The organism is Comamonas sp. AG1104, assembly GCF_003350425.1.
GTDB classification, from domain to species: domain Bacteria; phylum Pseudomonadota; class Gammaproteobacteria; order Burkholderiales; family Burkholderiaceae_C; genus Comamonas; species Comamonas testosteroni.
Window position 1 is genome coordinate 15357 of sequence record NZ_QQAS01000003.1, and the last position, 21721, is coordinate 37077.

At 60.2% G+C, this 21721-nt stretch carries 20 protein-coding genes and 1 pseudogene; 15 read left to right on the plus strand and 6 right to left on the minus strand.

Going from position 1 to position 21721, the window contains the following annotated elements:
• Window positions 1-77 precede the first annotated feature (77 nt).
• Complete coding sequence (locus DFO48_RS08575) at window positions 78-1643, plus strand: MFS transporter (protein WP_114863141.1); 1566 nt, start codon at window positions 78-80, stop codon at window positions 1641-1643.
• 91 nt (window positions 1644-1734) lie between these two features.
• Here DFO48_RS08575 and DFO48_RS25590 read toward each other — a convergent pair whose 3' ends face one another.
• A complete protein-coding gene (locus tag DFO48_RS25590) occupies window positions 1735-1860 on the minus strand; it encodes a hypothetical protein (protein WP_370449566.1) in 126 nt (41 codons plus the stop codon).
• 402 nt (window positions 1861-2262) lie between these two features.
• Here DFO48_RS25590 and DFO48_RS08585 point away from each other — a divergent pair, with 402 nt between their 5' ends.
• Window positions 2263-3168 (plus strand): 3-hydroxyacyl-CoA dehydrogenase family protein, encoded by a 906-nt coding sequence (locus DFO48_RS08585; protein ID WP_233506381.1) that lies wholly within the window; start codon window positions 2263-2265, stop codon window positions 3166-3168.
• 12 nt (window positions 3169-3180) lie between these two features.
• Window positions 3181-3996: a 3-keto-5-aminohexanoate cleavage protein gene (locus DFO48_RS08590; RefSeq protein WP_114863143.1), complete on the plus strand. Its 816-nt coding sequence runs from the start codon at window positions 3181-3183 to the stop codon at window positions 3994-3996.
• An 8-nt stretch (window positions 3997-4004) separates the two neighbouring features.
• On the opposite strand, the gene DFO48_RS08595 is transcribed toward DFO48_RS08590, so the two are convergent.
• Entirely contained in the window at window positions 4005-4637 is a 633-nt protein-coding gene (locus DFO48_RS08595; protein ID WP_233506358.1) for a GntR family transcriptional regulator, read from the minus strand.
• Window positions 4638-4697: 60 nt separating this feature from the next.
• A complete protein-coding gene (locus tag DFO48_RS08600; RefSeq protein WP_114863145.1) occupies window positions 4698-6455 on the minus strand; it encodes an IlvD/Edd family dehydratase in 1758 nt (585 codons plus the stop codon).
• Between the two features lie 111 nt (window positions 6456-6566).
• On the opposite strand from DFO48_RS08600, the gene DFO48_RS08605 reads away from it, so the two are divergent.
• The 12 genes and pseudogenes from DFO48_RS08605 (at window position 6567) to DFO48_RS08655 (ending at window position 18087) form a co-directional block, all read left to right on the plus strand.
• Window positions 6567-7580 (plus strand): tripartite tricarboxylate transporter substrate binding protein, encoded by a 1014-nt coding sequence (locus tag DFO48_RS08605; RefSeq protein WP_034348564.1) that lies wholly within the window; start codon window positions 6567-6569, stop codon window positions 7578-7580.
• Between the two features lie 53 nt (window positions 7581-7633).
• Window positions 7634-7771 (plus strand): annotated as a pseudogene (locus DFO48_RS25595) (LysR family transcriptional regulator); the annotation flags it as partial.
• Between the two features lie 87 nt (window positions 7772-7858).
• Window positions 7859-8551 carry a LysR substrate-binding domain-containing protein gene (locus DFO48_RS08610; RefSeq protein ID WP_233506382.1) on the plus strand — a complete coding sequence of 231 codons (693 nt, stop codon included), beginning with the start codon at window positions 7859-7861 and terminating at the stop codon, window positions 8549-8551.
• A gap of 176 nt (window positions 8552-8727) precedes the next feature.
• Complete coding sequence (rpoH, locus tag DFO48_RS08615) at window positions 8728-9672, plus strand: RNA polymerase sigma factor RpoH (protein ID WP_003075520.1); 945 nt, start codon at window positions 8728-8730, stop codon at window positions 9670-9672.
• A gap of 142 nt (window positions 9673-9814) precedes the next feature.
• Window positions 9815-10813, plus strand: coding sequence for a tripartite tricarboxylate transporter substrate binding protein (locus tag DFO48_RS08620; protein WP_003075518.1), 999 nt, complete (start codon window positions 9815-9817; stop codon window positions 10811-10813).
• Between the two features lie 249 nt (window positions 10814-11062).
• Window positions 11063-11806 carry a sterol desaturase family protein gene (locus DFO48_RS08625; RefSeq protein WP_114863146.1) on the plus strand — a complete coding sequence of 248 codons (744 nt, stop codon included), beginning with the start codon at window positions 11063-11065 and terminating at the stop codon, window positions 11804-11806.
• The gene (locus tag DFO48_RS08630; protein ID WP_114863147.1) at window positions 11807-12739 is read left to right on the plus strand and encodes a fatty acid desaturase; all 933 of its coding nucleotides are present in this window, start codon (window positions 11807-11809) and stop codon (window positions 12737-12739) included.
• A gap of 17 nt (window positions 12740-12756) precedes the next feature.
• Window positions 12757-14691, plus strand: coding sequence for a StlD/DarB family beta-ketosynthase (locus DFO48_RS08635; RefSeq protein WP_003075513.1), 1935 nt, complete (start codon window positions 12757-12759; stop codon window positions 14689-14691).
• A 31-nt stretch (window positions 14692-14722) separates the two neighbouring features.
• Window positions 14723-15661, plus strand: coding sequence for a hypothetical protein (locus tag DFO48_RS08640; protein WP_003075511.1), 939 nt, complete (start codon window positions 14723-14725; stop codon window positions 15659-15661).
• 3 nt (window positions 15662-15664) lie between these two features.
• Complete coding sequence (locus DFO48_RS08645) at window positions 15665-16306, plus strand: DUF4375 domain-containing protein (RefSeq protein WP_114863148.1); 642 nt, start codon at window positions 15665-15667, stop codon at window positions 16304-16306.
• A complete protein-coding gene (locus DFO48_RS08650) occupies window positions 16303-16893 on the plus strand; it encodes an immunity 22 family protein (RefSeq protein WP_114863149.1) in 591 nt (196 codons plus the stop codon). The genes DFO48_RS08645 and DFO48_RS08650 overlap by 4 nt, the downstream gene beginning before the upstream one ends.
• A gap of 30 nt (window positions 16894-16923) precedes the next feature.
• Window positions 16924-18087, plus strand: a complete 1164-nt coding sequence (locus DFO48_RS08655; protein WP_114863150.1) for a hypothetical protein — start codon at window positions 16924-16926, stop codon at window positions 18085-18087.
• A gap of 18 nt (window positions 18088-18105) precedes the next feature.
• On the opposite strand, the gene DFO48_RS08660 is transcribed toward DFO48_RS08655, so the two are convergent.
• From DFO48_RS08660 to cyoE, 3 genes are all read right to left on the minus strand, one after another.
• Entirely contained in the window at window positions 18106-19881 is a 1776-nt protein-coding gene (locus tag DFO48_RS08660) for a bifunctional diguanylate cyclase/phosphodiesterase (RefSeq protein ID WP_034348613.1), read from the minus strand.
• Window positions 19882-20106: 225 nt separating this feature from the next.
• A complete protein-coding gene (locus tag DFO48_RS08665) occupies window positions 20107-20721 on the minus strand; it encodes an SCO family protein (RefSeq protein ID WP_034348560.1) in 615 nt (204 codons plus the stop codon).
• A gap of 6 nt (window positions 20722-20727) precedes the next feature.
• Window positions 20728-21651 carry a heme o synthase gene (gene cyoE, locus DFO48_RS08670; RefSeq protein ID WP_114863151.1) on the minus strand — a complete coding sequence of 308 codons (924 nt, stop codon included), beginning with the start codon at window positions 21649-21651 and terminating at the stop codon, window positions 20728-20730.
• Window positions 21652-21721 lie beyond the last annotated feature (70 nt).

Genomic DNA, 21721 nt, shown 5'->3' on the forward strand with positions numbered 1-21721 from the left:
TAAGAATTTTATTCCCATAGACTCGCGTTGAACGTTCTGCGCCAGAACGCCGTTTCCCTTTTCTGGAGTGCGCAACCATGTCCTCGAATGATGTTGATCTCTTGAACACCAGCAGCCTGGAGCCGGCACCGACCCGGCGCAATCGCATTGCGCTGCTATCGGTCTGTCTGGCCGCACTGATGTTCAGCCTTGAAATCTCCAGCGTGCCTGTCATCTTGCCCACGCTGGAGTCCGTTCTGCACAGTGACTTCAAAGACATTCAGTGGATCATGAATGCCTACACCATCGCCTGCGTCTCGGTGCTCATGGCCACCGGGACACTGGCAGACCGGTTTGGCCGCAAGCGGGTCTTTTTGATCTCCATCGCCCTCTTTGCGTTTTCATCGCTGCTGTGCGGCCTGGCATGGAACACACCGATGCTGATTGCCAGCCGCGTGTTCCAGGGGGCCAGTGGCGGCGCCATGCTGATCTGCCTGGTAGCCGTCCTCTCGCATCAATTTCCGCAAGGCGCCGAGCGCAGCCGCGCCTTCAGCACTTGGGGAGTCATGCTGGGCATAGGCTTGGGCTTCGGCCCCCTCATTGGCGGCATGATCGTCGCCCTATCGGACTGGCGCTGGGTGTTCTGGGTACACGTGCTGATTGCCACGCTGACTTTCTTTCTTGCCACCATCGCCGTGCAGGAATCGCATGACCCCAAGGCCGTCGCGCTGGATCTTGCGGGCATCGTCACGCTGTCCCTCGCAGTATTCGGCCTGGCCTTCTTTGTGACCCAGGGCTCCGATACCGGTTTTGGCAGCATGTCTGCGCTGGCCGCCATGGCTGTGGGTCTGCTGAGTTTTGCAACCTTTGTGTGGGTGGAACTGCGTGCCCAGCATCCCATGTTCGACTTCTCCGTCTTTCGGGTACGCAATTTCTCCGGTGCGCTGATGGGCTCCATGGGCATGAACTTCAGCTTCTGGGCGTTCATCATCTACTTGCCCATCTATTTTCAAAGTGCGCTAGGTCAGGATGTCACGGCCGCCGGCGTCTCGCTGCTAGCCTACACCCTTCCCACGCTGGTGTTCCCGGTGGTTGGAGAACGCATCGCGATGCGCTATGGGCCGCGTATCGCCATTCCGCTGGGGTTATTCGCCATCGGCCTTGGATTCATGCTGATGCTCGCTGGCAGCCAGCTTGCCCACAGCCACTGGCTTTACGTGCTGCCGGGCTGCCTGATCGCCGGCGCAGGGCTGGGTATCACCAACACCCCGGTGACCAATACCACCACTGCAGCGGTCTCCAGCGCACGCGCCGGCATGGCGTCCGGCATCGACATGAGTGCCCGCATGATTACGCTGTCGATCAATATCGCGCTGATGGGTTTCCTGCTGGTGCGCGGCGTGCAGCAGCACCTGCAAACCGCATTGCATGAACCCGTAGATGCTGCTGCGCTGCGCGAGATGGCCAACGGCATTGTCTCTGGCAACCTGCACGCCCTGCAGGCAGGCGCTGGTGCCATCACTTCGCCGCAGGCACTGACAGACATTGCCCGCGAGGCACTGGTACACAGCTTTGGCGGCGTAATGCTCTATGCCGCCATCGCCGTGTGGCTGCTGGCACTGGGCAGCTTTGTGATCTTTTCGGGTCGCAGGCCAGCCCGCTGACTTTGATGGCGCTCCATGCCCATGGGCAAGAATCTACCCGCTGATCTGCAACTTGGCAGCCTGCATTTCCATGGGCATCGATTTCCTGCCTCTATGGCAAGCCGCTGGCCTCGACAAGCTCGCCGACATTGGCGGCCGTGCCACGTACTGTGTGCACCAGGCCAGGATCAGCCCCCATGCGGAAGTACCACTGCTTGCCTCTCCAGCTCTGGTGCATCTCTCTACCATGCACCTTGTTTCTAATCTTGGTGAATGTCAGTGCAGCACTCCAGGTAGCGTCCAAGCTGGTGCCAGTGAGCGGCATAGCGGCCCAATGCGTTGCCGTGGCGCATTCATAGCACGCTCCAAGTCGATCAAAGACTGCCGCCCTTTTGCTCCGCCTGCGATTTGCTGAATCGTGTCGACGGCTCCTCACGGATAGAAGAGGCACATCGCAATATATTTAAAAATCAGGATATTTATCCCAATAAATTTGTTTAACAAATTTATCGAAACCCTCCAGACTCACTCCAAGACTCATAGAACTTGGAGACATCCGTTGGAGCAAAAGATTTTCAGTGCGCCTGGGCACTTTTTCCGTCCCTCGCGTTCACATGCTGTTGTCATTGGCGGCGGGACGATGGGAGCCGATGTCGCGGTCGTCCTTTGCCGCGGAGCGTGCAAAACGACTGTTGTCGAGCCCGATGCCGACCGGGCTGCCAAAGTCCCTGAACTGGTCCATCACGGCTTGACCCAACTCGATGCCGCTCAGCGGCTTGCCCAGTTGTCCGTCGTATCGTCCTTGGACGACCTGGACTGGAGCTCGGTAGACCTGGTGATCGAGTGCATCCCGGAGCGTTTGGACATCAAGCAAGCGCTTTTCAAGCAACTCGAGCAGCGCGCCCGCAAAGATGCATTGCTGGCCAGCAACAGCTCGAGCTTTCCCATCACCGCAATTGCACAAGGCCTGCAAACACAGGAACGCATGCTGGGGCTGCATTTCTTCATGCCCGCGCACCTGACGCCTCTTGTCGAAGTGGTGTGCGGCGAGGCATCCCGCATGGAGTGTGCAGAGAACCTTCATGCGTTCATGCGTCAGTGCGGCATGGTGCCGGTGCTGGTCAAGAAGGACTTGCCAGGCTTTTTGGCGAACCGTCTTCAGCACGCGCTGGCTCGCGAGGCTTTTGCACTGATTGAAGCGGGCATTGCATCAGCCGAAGACGTGGATTCAGCTGTGCGCTTTGGCTTCGGTTTTCGCTTTCTTGCAGCGGGCCCCGTGCTTCAACGCGACCATGCGGGTCTGGAAGTCCACTGCGCTGCCGGTGCGACGATGTATCCATCGCTGGCGGACAACAAGGAGCCAAGCCCATGCCTGTCGCAAAGAGTGGCTGAAGGCAAGTTCGGCATGAAGTCCGGTGAAGGTTTTTTCAAGTGGACTCCAGAGAGCATCGCGCAGGAGAAACAGCGCTACCAGAAGACGCTGCTGGCAGGTCTCGAACTTCTCAAGAGCGAATTGCCTTCCGTGGGCGACGCTGCCGTGCAGTAAGAGGAACGCATGATGAATACACCTCTGATCATCACCGTTGCTCCCAACGGAGCCTACAAGACCAGGGAGCAACACCCCGAGGTTCCATTGACTGCGGCCGATCTGGCAAAGACCGCCAGGGAATGTCTGGACTCCGGGGCGTCCATGATTCATATGCATGTACGCAAGCCTGACGGCAAGCATTTGCTCGATGCCCACGCCTACATTGAAGCCACTGCTGCAGTGCGCAAGGCGGTGGGCCAGGAACTGGTGGTTCAGGTCACCACTGAAGCGGCTCAGGTCTATCAGCCATACGAGCAGATGCGGGTCGCACGGGAAACGGCGCCGGAAGCGATCTCTGTCGGCTTGCGCGAAATACTCAAACCTGAAGTTCCCGAAGCGGATATCCAATCCTTCTTCACATGGCTCAAGCAGAGCAATGTGATGACCCAGATCATCCTGTATGACGTGGCGGACGTGCAGGCCTGGCAGCGCCTGCTTGCAAGCGGCGTCATCCCCGAAAACAAATGGTTTCTGCTTTTTGTGCTGGGCCGCTACTCGGCGGGCCAGACCTCTTCGCCCATCGATCTGCTGCCGTTCCTGAATGCCCATGACGATGCCCATCCATGGGCGATGTGCGCCTTCGGCCCTCAGGAAAATGCATGCGCGATGGCTGCAGCAAGTCTTGGCGGCCATGCGCGCGTCGGCTTCGAGAACAACCTGTTCCTGAAGAGCGGCGAGCCGGCAGCAAGCAATGCAGCCTTGGTCGCCCAGGTGTGCCAGGGGGCCGCAGCACTGGGCCGCCCTCTGGCCACGGCTCACGATATTCGAGGCATGTTCCTGAACTGATCAGCACTTCAAGGCAGCAGCGCCTCTTGTGCCTTCAAGTAGTGATCTCTTGGAGGCACAAGATGATCTGCTGTCAGGCGGATCAGACGCTCCCTCGACCCCTCCCCCTGCGCCAGCACCGCCAGCAGCTCGTGATGCTCCTTCTGGGATTGCAGCTGACGCTCTCTGTTCATCAGCGTTCCAAATCGAATTGCATGCGTTTGGCGCGCGAAGTCTTCGATGGATTGCGACAGAAAAACATTGCCGCACTGCGCAAACAAAAGCCGATGAAACTCCTGGTTGGTCCGAAAAATGCCGCGCGGGTCCTGCTGCTGGATAGCTGCGTCATGCCCGGCCTGAATGCGCCTGAGTTGCTCCAGGGCATCACGGTCCAGAGGCAGCGCAATTCTGCGCATCGCCTCCAGCTCGAGCAGCTCTCTCATTTCGTAGAGATGAATGACTTCCTCCCTGCTGAAAGCCTTCACCATGGAGCCAATATTGCGCCTGCGCTCAAGCAGGCCAGCACTTTCGAGCTGAGCCAAAGCGTCTCGCACCACATGTCGTTTGGCTGCGAACCTTTCCATCAGCTCATCTTCGACAAGACGCACTCTGGGAGCCAAGAGGCCCAGAACAATGTCTTCCTCCAATGTCGCGGCAATCACGGATGCGCCGGCCCCGGATGGACGGCGGTCCTTGGCAAAAGCGCCCGTCGGCATATGAACTTAACTCCTTGGAATCGAACCCTTGCGCTGCGTCGCAGTCAGGAAATCAAAGTCTGCGCCACGATCAGCCTGCAAAACAGTTTTCTTGAACAGATGCGCGTAACCACGCTCTGCTACAGGAACTTGAACAGGCTTGGCATTCTGACGCATAGCCAGCTCTTCATCGCTGACCAGCCACTCAATACAGCGCTCGCGCACCGACAGGCGAATTCTGTCTCCGGTTTGCACCCAGGCCAAGGGGCCGCCAATCGCCGCCTCCGGCGTCACATGCAGGACGATGGTGCCGAAAGCGGTGCCGCTCATACGGCCATCGGAGACACGCACCATGTCTTTCACGCCTTGGGCGGCGAGTTTCTTGGGAATGGGCAGGTAACCCGCTTCCGGCATCGCCGCTGCTTTGGGACCGATATTCTTGAGCACCAGCACATCCTCGGCCCGGACATCCAGCTCGGGCGAGTCGATACGAGCGGCCAGGTCCTCCGCATTCTCGAAGACAACGGCACGGCCCTCATGCTCCATCAGTTCGGGGTTCGCTGCGGACTGCTTGATGATGGCGCCTGCCGGGGCAAGATTGCCGTGCAGCACGGCAATGCCCCCCTGTGGATACAAGGGAGCATCCAGAGTCTTGACCACATGCTGCTTGAAGCCGGGGCCGGCCGCCTCCAGTTCCTCGCCCAGGGTGCGCCCCGTCACGGTCAGAGCATCGAGGTGCAACAGAGGCTTGAGCTCTCGAAGCAGGGTATGCATGCCGCCGGCTGCATGGAAGTCCTCCATGTAGTGGTCGCCGGACGGCTTGAGATCGAGCAACACCGGAGTATTGCGGCTCATGACATCCAGGGCCTTGAGATCCAGCTCGTAGCCCAGACGACCCGCGATCGCGGCCATATGCACGATGGCATTGGTCGAGCCCCCCATAGCCAGCAGCACGCGCATGGCGTTTTCGAAGGCAGCTGGCGTGAGAATCTTGTCAATGCTCAATCCTGCACGCGCCATATGCACGGCCACCTCACCGGATCGCTCCGCAATCCGGATGCGATCGGCAGTGACCGCTGGAGGGGTCGCGCTGCCTGGAAGGCCAATTCCCAGAGCCTCTGCAATGCAGGCCATCGTGCTGGCAGTGCCCGCCACCGAGCAGGTGCCAACACTGGCGACGAGCTGATTGTTGACGTCGGAAATTTCCTCCGCATCAATTTCTTCGGCACGAAATTTCCCCCAGTAGCGTCGGCAATCGGTGCAGGCCCCCACTCTTTCGCTTCGATGCGATCCAGTGAGCATGGAGCCGGTCACCAGTTGAACCGCCGGCAGTCCGACCGAAGCCGCGCCCATCAGCTGAGCCGGCACTGTCTTGTCACACCCCCCGATCAGCACGACCGCATCCATGGGCTGCGCTCGCAGCATCTCCTCCGTGTCCATGGACATGAGGTTGCGCAGATACATGCTGGTCGGCTGGGAAAAGCTCTCGTGCAAGGAGATGGTCGGGAAGTCCATGGGCAGTCCACCTGCCATCAGGATGCCGCGCTTCACCGCCTCGATCAATTGCGGCATGTTTCCGTGACAAGGGTTGTAGGAGCTGCCTGTGTTCGTGATACCGATCACGGGTCTGTCCAGCGCCTTGTCGGTATAGCCCGCTCCTTTGATGAAGGCCTTGCGCAAAAAAAGAGAGAAGCCGCGATCACCGTAGTTGGTGAGTCCTTTGGAAATTCCGCTCGAAGCGGCTTCCGGATGGATCGTGGCTTGCTGGTCTGGCTTGTTCGTCATGGGAGGGTTAACCATTGTTGATGCACTGATTATTAATAATATTATTGATTAGAAGAAAAATCGAGCGCTCGAACAAGAAAGCGCATACCTGAAAACCCTAAAGGAGACTTCATGAAACCCACACAACTCGCCAATCCGGCCATGCGCCGCCGCAAGCTCCTTAGCTTGGTTGCAACAGCCCTCGTTGCATCTGGCGTATCTGGAGCAGCCAGTGCGCAGACTGATTACCCCAACAAACCCGTGAGGCTTGTGGTTCCCTATGCTCCAGGCGGAGCGACGGATGTCATCGGCCGCGTTCTTGCCAGGCAGCTTTCAGACGCGCTTGGGCAGCAGTTCGTCGTCGACAATCGCGCCGGAGCTGGCGGCAGCCTTGGCGCAGGTCAAGTCGCTAAATCACCCGCCGATGGCTACACCTTGCTGATGGGGGCATTCACAAGCCACACCATCAATGCAGCGCTGACGCCTGCGGCGACTCCTTTTGACATCCATAAGAGCTTCTCTCACATCTCGGTCGTAGGCACCGTTCCGCTGGTATTTGTGGTCAATCCCAGTGTTCAGGCGAAATCCGTCAGGGAACTGGTGGCCCTTGCCAAAACCAGCCCCGGCAGCGTCACGTTCGCATCCGCAGGCAATGGCTCGCCTCAGCATCTCTCGATCGAGATGTTCAAGCGTCAGACACAGGTTGAAGTCGTGCATGTGCCCTATAAAGGCAGCGGACCCGCTCTTTCCGATCTGCTCGGCGGTCAGGTCAATGCAATGATTGACACCGTTCCTGCCGCACAGAGTCAGATCAAGGCAGGCAAGCTCCGCGCTCTGGCCACAACGACCAAAGAACGTGTTGCCTCGATTCCAGACATCGCTACTGTCGTGGAAGCTGGATTTCCAGACATGCAGGTCAGCTCCATGTTTGCACTCTCGGCTCCTGCCGGAACGCCAGTTGCAGTCATTCAGAAGATCAATTCAGCGCTGAAAGTGATTCTGTCCAAGCAGGATGTCAAGGACTCCATGCTCGCCCAGGGCACTATTGCCACCTACAGCACGCCGGACGAGTCGGCCAAGATCATCAACGCCGAGTACGCCAAGTGGGCCCGGCTGATCAAAGACAGCGACATCAAGGCTGAATAAGCGAAGGTAGCGGAGCTCCAGGACGCTGCAGCTCCGCTACCTATACTGCGGTGGTGCAAGCCAACCTATCAACCAAAGACCTGAGAGCGGTAGTAGCCCTGAGCCAGACCAAGAGCTTTGGCCAAGCCGCCCTCCAGGTTCACCTCTCCCAGTCCGCGCTGTCGGCTCTGATTGCGCGTGTAGAAGCCCAGATCGGAGCAAGACTGTTTGAGCGCACCACTCGCGCCGTCGAGCTGACCGATGCGGGCCATGTCTTTATCGCCCATGCCCAGGAGATCTTGCGCGATACGCAGCGTGCCTTGCGCGCCGTGACGGACACCGTACAGCTCAGAACTGGTTCGGTGACGGTTGCTGCACTTCCCTCTCTGGCCGCCTCGCTGTTGCCAAAGGTCTTTGCCGAATTCACGCGGATCCACCCCGGGGTGCGCCTTGCCTTGCTTGATACCTTGTCGGGCCCGGCGTTTGATCTCGTTCGTGATGGCAAGGTCGACTTTGCGCTCACTGCAGCCGATCCCAAACAGGAAGACCTCGCCTATGAGCAATTGATGGAGGACCAGTTCTTTCTCATCTGTCCCGATGACCATCCTCTATCAAAGCAGACAGGTCCGATCGCAATCGAGAACACCTTGGACTATCCGCATGTCTCCATGCCCAGCTCTGCCAGCGTGCGCCAGTACATTGATGCGGATCTGCTCTCCAAAGGGCTTTACTTCGCTCCTGTCTTTGAAGTTGACCATATTGCGACCATCGGAGCCTTGGTCAGCGCTGGTCTGGGCATCAGCGCACTGCCCGAAACAGCCATATCGCTGCTACAGGCCGACCGCCTTGCGCAGATTCCTTTGTCGGCCCCTGGAATTCAACGTCCTTTGGGCATGGTGATGCGCCGCCATGCACCTCGAAGCTCGGCGGCCAGGAAATTAGAGACATTAATCAGAGCGAGCCTGCACAACCTGGCCTCTCATTCCAGCTAGAGCACTGCTCCGGATGCCGGGAAAGGCAGAGGTCGAAGGGCATGTAAAAAATTTCCCGCTGTTCGATACGAGCCACGTGCGCCACCAAAAACCAACAAAAACTGTGGGAACTTTGTCTTTAGCACTCCCTCTAACGGAGTGCTAATATGAAGATCATGGAAGAAAGGAAACCTGCAATGAAAACTGCCTCCGGCTCCATTGCTACTGCCTTGGCGCCCGCGAACCCCTGGGCGCTGGTACCTCCGCTGGGCAACCTGGATGCCTATATCTCGGCGGTCAATCGTATGCCAATGCTCACCCTTGAGGAAGAGCAGGACTACGCTCGCAAGCTCAAAGAACACAATGATCTGGACGCCGCCGGGCGTCTGGTGATGTCCCACCTGCGTCTGGTTGTCTCCATCTCGCGCCAGTACCTGGGTTATGGCCTGCCTCACGGCGACCTGATTCAGGAAGGCAATGTGGGCCTGATGAAGGCTGTCAAACGCTTCGACCCCGATCAGGGCGTGCGTCTGGTCAGCTACGCCATGCACTGGATCAAGGCGGAAATCCACGAGTACATTCTGAAGAACTGGCGCATGGTCAAGGTCGCCACGACCAAGGCCCAGCGCAAGCTGTTCTTCAATCTGCGCTCGATGAAGCATGACCTGAAGTCCGATGCTGCCATGGCGGACGAAGAGCTGGCCCTGCGCGAGACCCTGACCTTGAACGAAATTGACGCGGTCGCTGCAAAGCTCAACGTCAAGCGCGAGGAAGTCATCGAGATGGAAACCCGTCTGGCCGGTGGCGATGTGCTGCTGGATCCCTCTCCCAGCGATGATGGAGAACAGGCCTTCGGCCCTATCGCCTACCTGGCTGATGCCAGTCACGAGCCTACAGCCATGCTCGAATCGCGCCAGCGCGATCATCTGGCAACCGATGGCTTGGTCATGGCTCTGGAAGGCCTTGATGACCGCAGCCGCCGCATCGTTGAAGAGCGCTGGCTCAAGGTCAATGACGACGGATCTGGCGGCATGACGCTGCATGAGCTGGCTGCCGAATACGGTGTGAGTGCCGAGCGCATTCGCCAAATTGAGGTAGCCGCCATGAAAAAGATGAAAAAAGCGCTGGCCGAGTTTGCGTAAACGCCAACTTGCGCTCCAAGCCTTTAAAAGGCTGAAATGCTGAACCTCGAACCCGGATAATTTCCGGGTTTTTTATTTTTCGGCATTGATGCATGTTCTCATGTGCACCGATCGCCTATCAAGAATTCAAAAGAGACCTGCCATGCCTATTCGCACTTCGCGCATCTTGAAGAACCTGTCCCGCCGCAGCCTGGTTGCTGCAGGAGTCGCCATGGGGGCGACAGCAATGGCTCCGGCCGTCCTGGCAGCCGACAACTGGCCCGACAAGCCCCTGCACCTGATCGTGGGCTTCCCCGCAGGCTCCTCGCCTGATCTGACGGCCCGCGCGTTGGCCGAGCCATTGGAGAAGAAGCTGGGTCAGACCATCATCGTGGAAAACCGCGTGGGTGCTGGCGGCAATATCGCCGGAGAATATGTGGCCAAGGCAGATGGCTACACCTTCAGCGTGATGATCAACGGCAATATGACCATTGCCAAGATGCTCAACCCAGCCGTGCGCTATGACCCTATCAAGGACCTACAGCCCGTGAGCCTGATCGGCGTGGCTCCGCTGGTACTGGTGGCCCCTGCGTCGGCCCCACAAGGCAAGGCCTTTATGGAAGCGGCTGCCAAGGCTGGCGACAAATGGAGTTATGGCTCGCCCGGTGTCGGCACCGTGGGCCATCTGGGCATGGAACTGCTCAAGAGCCGCTCGGCCATCAAGGCCGTGCACGTGCCCTATACCGGCTACCCCCAAGTGTTCAACGGCATTCAGGGCGGCGATTTGAAGCTGTCCATGCTCCCTCCGGCACTGGCCATGGCACAGATTCAGGCCGGCAAGCTGCACGGCATCGGCGTGACCTCTGCAGCACGCAGCCCGCTGGCTCCCGGTCTTCCCAGCCTCAAAGAGCTCGGCGTCAACAACTTTGATCTGGAAATCTGGAACGCCGTGGCTGCGCCCAGATCCATGCCCAAGGCCCATGTGGACAAGCTGGCGGCCGCCGTCAGCGAGATCGTGCGTACGCCCGAGATGCGCCAGAAGCTGTCCATGCAAGGCTGGCAAGCCGTGGGCAGCTCGCCCGAAGGCCTGAGCAACCGTATCCAGCAGGATGTGAAGGCGCTGGGCACCATCATTCGCGAGCAGGGCATCACGGCGCAGTAAACACGCCCCCTGAGCCGCTTTGCGGCTTCCCCCGAGGGGGGACGACAGCCTCGCTGCGCGGCGGCGCTTGCTCGCTGTCACGCAGATGACGTGCGCCAGTTTTCCTCCATCCCACACGCTGAAGCCACTCCGGGTATCAACGAGAGCTACTGCGGCGTCCTTTATCATGCGCCCGACAGGCATGGGTTTACGCTATGCCGTCGGGCGCATTGTTGTATCTAGGGCAGCGCCACCGCTTTTGGAGCCTTCATGGACGCTGGTACCTGGTTCACGCAGCTCAATGCCTGGCAAGTCATGGCATTGGGTCTGGTTTTTTTCGGGGGTATTTATCTGCTGGGCGGCCTGCTCATGGGTGCTCTGACGACATCTCTTGCCCGTGCAGGTATTGGCAGGCCGCTGGATATACGTCCGCTCAAGCCCGGTCAGTTGCAACGTGAATGGCGCCAGTCCTTTCATTCCATACTGATCTTCGGCATCGGGATGATCGTTCCCTGGGGCTTTCTGCAACTGGGCTGGGCCCAGCTCTCGCCCACAGCCAGCGCCGGACGCATCGCTGTGGAGATCTTTGCGCTGCTGATCTGGAACGATGTGCACTTCTGGATCAACCACCGCCTGCTGCACACGCGCCGCCTGGTGCGCTATCACGGCGACCATCATCGCTCCGTGGTGACCACACCCTGGTCCACCTACAGCTTCCACCCCATCGAAGCTCTGATGCTGGGCAACATCATCTTGCTGCCCATGCTGGTGCACGACTTCTATTTCTGGTCGCTGGCCTCTGTGCCGGTATTGAGCCTGATCCTGAATCTGATCGGCCACTCCAACTACGACTTTTTCCCCTCAGTCTCCGACACCCATCCACTGGCCGCCAGCCGCCGTCACCATCTGCACCACGCGCGCCCGGCAGGCAACTATGGCTTTGCGCTGGCCTTCATGGACCAGCTCATGCGCACGCGGGTTGCAGACAACACCCCCAAAAGCTCCGGTCACTGAATGAGCAGGCACCCTGCCCAGCGCCGGTATCCAGTCCTGCGCCACTGGCGGGACTGGCAATCCGTCTTCTACATGCTCCTGCTGCCGCTGCTCGTGTGGTGGCAATGGAGCCATGGCTTCAGCTTCATTCTCTACAGCATCGAGCTGTTTCTGACATTGGGCGTAGGCGTGATTCACCACAACCACACCCATGTGCGCATGTGGTGGGGGCGCTGGACCAACCGCTTCACCGATTACTGGCTCACCCTGCTTCAAGGCCACCCCACCTTTGTGTTCTGGCCCGCCCATGTGGCCAATCACCACCGATTTCGCCACGGACCACGCGATCTGGCACGCACCTACCGCCCTGAATGGGGCGGCGATACCAATCATCTGTGGGGCTATCTGATTCACCCGGTGCAGGCGGCCTTCGTGCTGTATCCGCTGTTCTTTCGCTGGCTGAACAATCTGCGCCGTCACTGGCCTGGCGCCTTTCGCTACTGCATGGGGCAATACGCGCTGTGGCTGGGCAGCTGGGGCTTCTTTCTCTGGCTGGACTGGCAAAAGGCGTTGATCTTCATCATCGTTCCCCAGTTGCACGGCCTGCACTGGCTACTGGCCACCAACTATCTGCAGCATGCCCACGCCGATGGAAGGCCGCTGACCAGAGCGCAGCGCAATACTCCAGGTATCGAGCTGAACTACGCGCGCAACTTTGAAGGCCTGGTCAACCCCCTGCTTTTTAATATTGGCCTGCACACCGCGCACCATGAATGCCCGCATGCCCACTGGTCTGACCTGAGCGGACTGCACGAGCGCATTTACCGCCAACGGGTCACACCTTCATTGAACGAGGGTGGCCTGCTGCCTTATATGGGACGCGTGTTTGTATTGGGTCTGGTCTGGCCCGCGGCAAGAACCGAGCCGCAGATGCCACCCGACGCTGTGAAGTAAAAACCTGTTGAGGATCTATGCCTGTTGCCTATTCCAACGTCTATCTGCAATCTGCCGGCATGTTTCTGCCCGGTGCCCCGGTGGACAATGCTGGCATGGATGCGTTTGTCGCACCGCTGAACCGCATCTCCGAGCGTATCAAGCGCCGCATCCTGGCCGAAAACGGCATCCAGACCCGCCACTACGCCATTGATGGCGAAGGCCAGACGGTGTTCAGCAACGCCCAGATGGCTGCCGGAGCCATCGAGGAGACTCTGGCCCTGGCTGGCAAAAAGCTCGGCGATGTAGGCTTTCTGTCCAGCGGCTCCTCGGGGGGGGACGCGCTGATGCCCGGCTTTGCCAGCATGATTCAGGGCGAGATGGCCGCCCCGCCCATGGAAACGCTTTCTGTGCATGGGGTCTGCGCCGCCAGTGTGGGCGCCATGCAGGCCGCTGCCATGGCAGTGGAAAGCGGCGCCCATGCGCTGGCCCTGTCGGTGGCCAGCGAAATGCCCTCGCGCCTTTTCAAGCGTTCGCGCTTTGCGGCCCAGGGCTATGACACAGACTTTGACGCCCATTTTCTGCGCTGGATGCTGTCCGACGGCGCGGGCGCCGTGCTGCTGGGCGGCCCCAAGGCACTGCCTCAGGCCAACGGACTGCGCCTCAAGCTCAAGTGGACACACCAGCGCAGCTTTGCCGGCGACTACCCCGTGTGCATGCAGCTGGGCATGACGGCCGATCGCGGAAAAAGCCATCTGGACTTCCCTGCCTGGAGCGATGCAGAGGCCGCAGGCGCTCTGGCACTGCGTCAGGACATTCGTCTGCTGCCGCATCTGTTCGATGTCTGCATTCACGAATATGCAGCCCTTGCCCACCAGGGCTGGGTGCCCGAACGCGGCATAGACCACTTTCTCTGCCACTACTCGTCGGAGCGCTTCATCCCCGTTGTCGACGAGCTGCTGGGCAAGGCCCAGCTCAGCATTCCGCGCGAGCGCTGGTGGAGCAATCTGGCATGGCGCGGCAACACGGGGGCGGCCTCCATCTTCATCATGCTGTCGGAGTTTTTGCAAAAACAGGGCCAGCGTCTGAAAGCCGGCGACACAGTGCTCTGCTTCATCCCCGAGTCGGGCCGTTTCACAGCAGGCTACATGCTATGGGAAGTGGAGCTGGATGCGAATACCGAGCAAACGCCAGAGGCCAGCACCCCTCGGAAATCGGCACAGTCGGCGGCGCTGCCGGATGATGCTCTTCCCGATGTATCCACCATCGCCGCACCCCATGACCCGGCCGCTGCGCCATCGCAACTGGCGCCGCTGCTGACCGAGCTGGCCAGCATCTGGCAGGACTACCGCAGCAATGTCTGGCGCACTCCCCTGCTCCAGCGCATGCGCACGCGCCAGTTGCAGATCACCGACTATCTGCGCTGGATGAGTCACTGGATTCCCCAGGTGCGCGAAGGCAGTCTGTGGATGCGCGAAGGCGCGGCCTCGCTGACCGGCGACTACGCCACGCTGGCCTCGCTGATCGACCTGCATGCAGGCGAGGAGCAGAACGACTTCAAGATTCTGCACAGCGACTATCTGAAGGCCGGCGGCACCGAGACCGACATTAACCGCCTGCGCCGCAACCCAGGCGGCGAAGCGCTCAATGCCTATCTGCACAGCCTGGCTGCCACGCCCAACCCGATCGGCCTGCTGGGCGCCATCTACATCATTGAAGGCACGGGCCAGCGCATCGTTCCCAGCCTGCTGCCCCTGCTGCGCCAGAGCCTGCCGCTGCCGCCAGATGCCTTCCGCTTTCTCGAATACCACGGCGCCAACGACGAGAACCACCTGGAGCGCTGGCTGCTGGCCGTGCAGATGGCGCTGGAGCTGGACAGTGAAGGCACGGCCCAGCAGGCCATACTGCAGACCGCGCGCAACACGGCCGCCATGTACCTGATGCAGTTTCAGCATGTGCTGGCCGAGCGATAACTAGAAGCAGCAAGAAGCACCGGGAGGATTCATGAAGAACGAGTTCAACGACCATGTCTGGGACGAGCGCGACCCCAGCCCCTGGCTGGCGCTCTACCTCGACCAGAGCACACCTTTGCCCGATGACGTCAAGGCCGCCTGGCTACGCGACTGCAGCAGCAGCTCGCGCCAGTTCTTTCTGCCCGCCATGCGGCCGCTGGCGCGGCTGTCCATGATCATCATTCAGGCGCTGAAGATCTTTCTGCCCAAGCGCTGGTCGCACTCCATGCTGCTGCACCGCCTGCTGGCCTTCGGCATGAAGAAGTTTCTCTCGCCAGAGGCCAACTGGCTCATCATGCGCCACTTTCATCTGGGCTCCCAGGTACTGGCCTTCGTCGCCGCCAATGCCCCCACCAAGGTCAGCACGGCGCCATTGACGCCCATGGAAATCGACGATGTGAAGGACGAGCTGTTTCTCAAGCACGACCTCAACCTCTTCAACTTCGTGATTCGTCTGAACAAGGCTCTGCGCGAGAACGGGCAGGAACTGGTGCCCGTGGCCGAGCCCGATTTCTCCATGATCCGCGAGCCCGATCTCAGGCTCGAAGACATGCCGCGCGGGCGCTTCAACGTCATCGACCTGCAAAGCGCCATTGAGCTGTACACGCCCATCTACCAGTTGCTGCTGACCGACAACGACTTCTGGCGCGCCAGCAACTCGCTGCAGCTCGACGAAACCGTTGCCATCTACTGCGCCAAGATCCTGGCCTCGCCTGAGCACCTGGTGCTGCTCAACAACAAGCATCCCATGGTGCCCCTGTCCACCCTGTATGCCGCCTACCGCCTGGTGCTGCACGGCCTTTCCACCGAGATGCTGCACTCGCTGCTGACACGCATGGCCAACGGCGAGCACCCCATTCCCGCGCGCGAGCTGGCCAAGATGCACCAGGCCGCCGAGACGGTGATGGATCAAACCGCTGCAAAAAGCTGAGCCATGGACCCACGAAGCAACCGCATCACAGGCGTTCGCATCGACGAGCAGACCATCTGGCTGGCACTCGCGGACGGACGCGAACTGGCCGAGCCCATCAAGCGGCATATCCGCCTCGAAAAAGCCACGCCCGAGCAAAGGCTGCACTGGGTTCTGAGCGACGAGGATCACGGTCTGAACTGGCCGGCGTTGTGGCAGCCATCTCCCGCAGGCATGGTCAGCGTCTGGGACATGGATCAGGACAGTCTCTACAACCAGGCCATGGGTGCGCTGCTCGGCGCCAAATGGGACGTTACACAGATATCCCCGGTCCAGCATGAGCTGGTGGCTCTGTGGCGCATGGAAGCCGATATCAACAACGGCGGCTTTCTGCAGTTTCTGGGCAACTGGGGAGTGGAGAACCATCAGCTCACACTGCAGGCTCTGCAAGCCATAGGCGCCCCCGTCACGCAGCAATGTCTGCAAGACATGTTTGCGGTGCTCAGGCGATTTGAAGACATGCCAGAGAATGTGGACTTCTCCGATCTGCCTGCACTGCTGACGGACGCCGAGCATGAGCAGTTGCAGGAACTGGAAGAAGCCTTCTGGGACTACCCGGAGCCTTTGAACAAGCTCGTGGTCATGCACTACGGACCCGCCCAATGAAGTCTGAAAGCCAATCCGGCAAGACCTATTCGCTGGCGTTTCGCAAAGCCCTGGTGGACGAAGCGCTGAACCGCACACCCGGCGGCGGCTTTCCGGAACTGGAAAAGCGCCACCGCCTCAAGCCCGGAACCCTGTTCGACTGGGTCGAGGAGCTGGGTCCAGCACCACCGCCCGCGCCTTTTTCTGCACTGCATTTCTGGATAGGAAATACGCCATTGGGCGAGCCGGAATTTGCCCGCTACTTTGAACATGCAGACAGTTACTGGGAGCTGGAAGTCGAAGACATTGAAAGCAGCAAGCAAGATGTCACGGGCTGCGGCTTCTGCCAGGATCTGGGCAGACAATTTCTGTTCGACGAAGACCTTCTGCTGATGATCTGGCTGCCCGAGCCTGTCCCTGTCTCTGCCTTGGTGAGCCACAGCACTCTGGACTCCGACACATCGCTCGCGCTCATCGTGCAAGCCTGTGAAACCCATGGCATTCACACGGCCAACGCCATGTTTGTCTATGCCGACCCAACCGAGCCGATCACCGATCCGGATAAGCTCTACAACGGACTGAGCTACATCGGTCTTTTTGACGACTGACGCAGCTCAGACGCTTTTTTCATCTTCTTCATGCACGACTTCATTGCCCAGATTTCGCAGCAATGGCTGCAGCTGCCGGATTGCCAGACCGAGCACAAGGACGCAGCCAGAACACGCATTACCAGCAGCGCAGCAGCCGGTTGCATGGATGTCGAATTCTTTGTGCACCACGGTGGCAACGGCTCTTTCTCGGCCACCAGGTATGAGGAGGCCATGCAGTTGAGCGCGGAGCATCGGCTTCATGCCTGGATCACGCTGCGTGATGCGGACGGTGAAGTCATACACCATGAAGTCAGCTGCAACCCCGGGCGCTTTGCTCAGCTGCTGCATGAATGGCGCGCAGCGCCTGATGCAGCACCGGAACAAGTCACCATCCAGGCCTTGGCTTGCGGTCCGTCTACCGATGAGGCTGAAACCTGTGTCCCTTCGATGGATCAGGAGCTGAACCTCGGCCTGCTGGACGAGCTCGCGGATGCACAGCAGGCACTTGAACGGCTCAAGGCCGATGTGGCCGCCATCGACCTCATGCGCCTGCTTCAGTCCTGGCCGCGAGATGATCGCGGACGACCTGCGGCGCGCACCACCGCCGTGCTTGCGGCCTACGGCCCCGCCACCCGCAAGCGCCAGCCCTGCCTGCTGGTTCGATCGGTCATGCAGTCAAAGATGCCGGGCTGGCAATTGCTTGTGTCGTCCGAATTTCTCTACAACTGCCGCCATCAGTGGAGCGATGCCCGCTGGCTGTGGTCGCCGGCAGAGGCCCCCAAGGACTCGGCTCTGGAGCGCAAGGCACGCAATCTGATGGCACAAGGCAAGGTCAGCGAGGCCTGCGCACTGTATGGCATCGAGCTTCACGAACGCGTGCGAAGACTTGCCGCAGGTCAGTCATTCCAGCGCTTCTCGCCCGCGCCAGAGGCCTGGGTGCAAGAGCTGCGAGATGCTCTTCTGCAGCTGGCTCCGTGGCGTCTCACAGCAGGCCTTCAACGCATACAGGAGCACCTGATTCAGGCCAACCGCAAGCCGCCCAAGCCCGGCAGCTGGGAGCGCAAGCTGTTCTGGTTCTCGGGCCAGCGCCAACAGGCGCGTTGGGGCCCCGGAGTACGCTTCAACGAGGATGGCAAGCCGGTGCTGGACCTGATCGTCACCGCATCCAACGAGCATTTTCCCGTGCCGGACTGGAAGCAGCAGCCACGCTAATCCCGTCAGTCAATATCATCAAGCCACTGCCAGCCAGTCCCGCACCTGCTCGGCGGGCATGGCACGCGAATGCAGCCAGCCCTGGAAGAACTCGCAGCCGATGTCACGCAGCAGCTGCAGCTGATCGAGCTCTTCGACACCTTCGGCCACCACCTCCAGATCCAGCGCATGGGCCATATGCACAATGCCGCCCATCAGCCTGTCCCGACAAGGCGACGGAAACAGAAACTCCCGCCCCAGCTTGACGCGCTGCAGCGGCAGATATTGAAGATAGGCCAATGACGAATGGCCGGTACCAAAATCATCCAGCGCAATCGTCACTCCCAGCCGCGCCAGAGCCTGCAGCACTTCGCTCCCCTGAGCGGGGTTGATCATGGCCTGGGATTCGGTTACCTCCAGCTCCAGCCATTGCGGCGGTACCTGATAGCGCTGCAAACAGCTGCTGACCTGCTCAACCAGATTCACCTGCCGCAGTTGATAGGCAGAAAGATTGACCGCAACCCGCAGCGGCGTACCGGCCTTGAGCCACAAAGCGATCTGCTTGCAGGCTGCGTCGAGCACATAGTTGCCCAGAGCCACGATCTGGCCCGAGGCCTCGGCCACCGGAATAAAGCGCGCCGGACTGACATTGCCCAGCAAGGGATCATGCCAGCGCAGCAGGGCCTCCACAGCCACCACTGCGGTGCTCTCGACCTTGACCTGAGGCTGGTAGTGCAGTTGCAAGCCACCATAGCTGAGCGCCATGCGCAAGCGCTCGGCCAGTTGCACGCGTTCAGCCATCTCCTTGCCCATGGCAGGTTCGAAAAACACCGCATGGCCACGCCCCTGGGCCTTGGCGCTGTACATGGCCATATCGGCGAAACGCATCAGGTCGTCGCCAGTCTGCGCATCGTCGGGATAAAGGGCAATGCCCACGCTGGCACCAAAATCCAGCGCCAGCCCGTCATGCTTGAAGGGGATGGAGAGCGCAGCCAGTATCTGTTCGCTCCAGAAACGGGCTCGGGCCGCATTCTCACCCACCAGCAGCACCATGAATTCGTCGCCACCCAGGCGTGCCAGCACTCCCTCGCTGCGCAGCTGGGACTTCAGCCGCCTGGCGACCTCCCGCAGCAGTTGATCGCCTGCTGCATGGCCGTAGCCGTCATTGATGGCCTTGAAGTTGTCGAGATCAAGTTGCAACAGGGCCAGTGCTTCCCCGTCGGCCTGTGCGAGCTTGAGTTGCTCCTGCAGCTCCTGGCCGAATTGCCAGCGATTATTGAGTCCGGTCAGGGTGTCCTTGGTGGCCTGGAACTTCAGGCGTTGCTGCATCTGATGCAGCTCCGTCACATCGCGCACAAAGGCAATGGCCAGGCCTTTGTCGTCATCGCCAAAATAGCCAAGAGCAATGTCCACCGGCACGGCATTGCCCTGCTTGCGCTGCAGCCACAGCACGCCACCCAGCCCCATGGGCCGGCGCGATGGCTGGGCAAAGTAGCTGCGCAGGTAATGGCCATGCCCGGCCTGAAACTCGGGCGGCAGCAGCGTGTCCAGCGCCTGCCCTTCGAGCTCGCCGCGCCCGTAGCCTGAAATGGCCTGCATGGCGGCGTTGGCCGTCACGATGTGCCCGTCGCGGTCCACGAGCAAAATGCCGTCCGGAGCGGCATCCAGTGCCTGCTGCTCACGCCGGCTCAGCATGACGGAAAGGCTCACCCCCTCCTGCCAGGCCGACATGGCCAGTCGCAACCGGCGCTGACAGTCCGCCAGCGCTGGTTCAGACACCGGTTTGAGCATTGAAGAAAAAGGGCACTCGGCCATACACAGACTCCAGATATCCACTCTGGCGTCCCTGCGTGCAGCCACTCCCCATGCTGCATCAACGGCCTGCATGCCCAACTCTAGAAAGCCGGATCGAGCCTTGCCAAGTGTTTGAAGTCGCTCACTATGCGCGCGACATCGCACGCTCTCCTTGCGCTATATCAAACACCAACATGTAACAATAATTTTCAGAGTTTGAGACCAATGCTGCTGGTCGCGACAGCTTCAGCCCAGCAGTGCCTTCACGTCCTGAGTCAGCAACTGCGGCCCCGCGCCGTAGCGCTCGTAAACGCGCAACCGGCCCTGGGGATCGAAAAGATAGGTACCGGCCGAGTGATCGAGGGTGTAAGTTCCGTCAACCTTGCCTGGCACTTTCTTGAAGAAAATCTTGAAATCCTTGGCCACGGCAGCAATCTCGTCGGCCGTACCGCTGAGCCCCACAAAGCTCTCGTCGAAGTTGGCCAGATAGGCCTTGAGCACCTCAGGCGTATCACGCTCGGGGTCCAGCGACACAAACACGGCCTGCAGCTTGTCGCCATCGGCGCCCAAGGCCTGCTTGACTTCAAGCAACTCCTGCAGCGTGGTGGGGCAGACATCGGGGCACTGGGTGTAGCCGAAGAACACGGCCACCACCTTGCCCGAGAAATCCTTGAGGCTGCGCTTTTTCCCGTGGACATCGGTGAGCGGAATGTCCTTGGCGTAGTCTGCGCCCGTCACATCCACGCCCTGAAACTTGGGCTTGCTATCGTCCTTGCAGCCAGTCAATGTCAATGTGGCCGCACCGGCCAGTGTTGCGGCGCCTAAAGCGCCGAGTACGCGCAGCGCAGCTCGTTTATCCATGGTCGATCAGGCTAGGTAGTGATCCACCAGCAGCGCAGCAAACAGCAGGCTCAGATGGATCAGGGAAAAGCGGAAGGTCTTGCGTGCCAGCGCATCCGAGTAGTTGCGCAGCAGTGCCCAACCATAACCGCAAAAGCCCAACCCCAGAATCACTGCGGCAAAAAGGTAGAGATAGCCACTCATGCCCACCACAAAAGGCAGCAGACAGCCGGCAAACAGCACCAGGGTATAGAGAAACACCTGCAGCCGCGTGAAGGCATTGCCATGCGTGACCGGCAGCATGGGCAAACCGGCGCGGCGGTAATCCTCCACTCGGTACAGCGCCAGCGCCCAGAAATGCGGCGGCGTCCAGAGAAAGATGATGAGAAAAAGCAGCAGGGCTTCATGCCCAACCTGCCCCGTCATCGCCGCCCAGCCCAGCACGGGCGGCATGGCGCCCGATGCCCCGCCGATGACGATGTTCTGCGGCGTCAAAGGTTTGAGCACCAGCGTGTAGATCACGGCGTAACCAATGAAGGTGGCCAGCGTCAGCCACAGCGTGAGAGCATTCACGGCCAGCAGCAAGATGGCGGCACCTGCTGCGCACAGCAAGGCCGAAAACAGCAGGGCCTGGGAATGCGAGAGCTCGCCGCGCGCCGTGGGCCGCCAGGCTGTGCGCTTCATGCGTGAATCAATGCTGCGCTCGACCAGGCAGTTGAAGGCCGCTGCCGCTGCCGCAACCAGCCAGATGCCCGCGCAGGCCGCCAGCATGCGGCCCCAATCCTGCCAGCCGGGAACGCCCGGCACGGCCAGCACCATGCCGATGAAGGCGCAAAAGACGATGAGCTGCACCACCTTGGGCTTGGTCAGCGCGTAGTACTGCGCCCAGCGCGAAGCAGCCGCTCCTGCAGCCGGAACAGCGCCGTTCAAATCCGAGATTTCTGCCTGCATGCGGCCCTCCTCGCTGACTGTGATTCAGATGGCTGGCAGTGCCTTGCGAAAGCAGGCTAAAGCCGGTTTC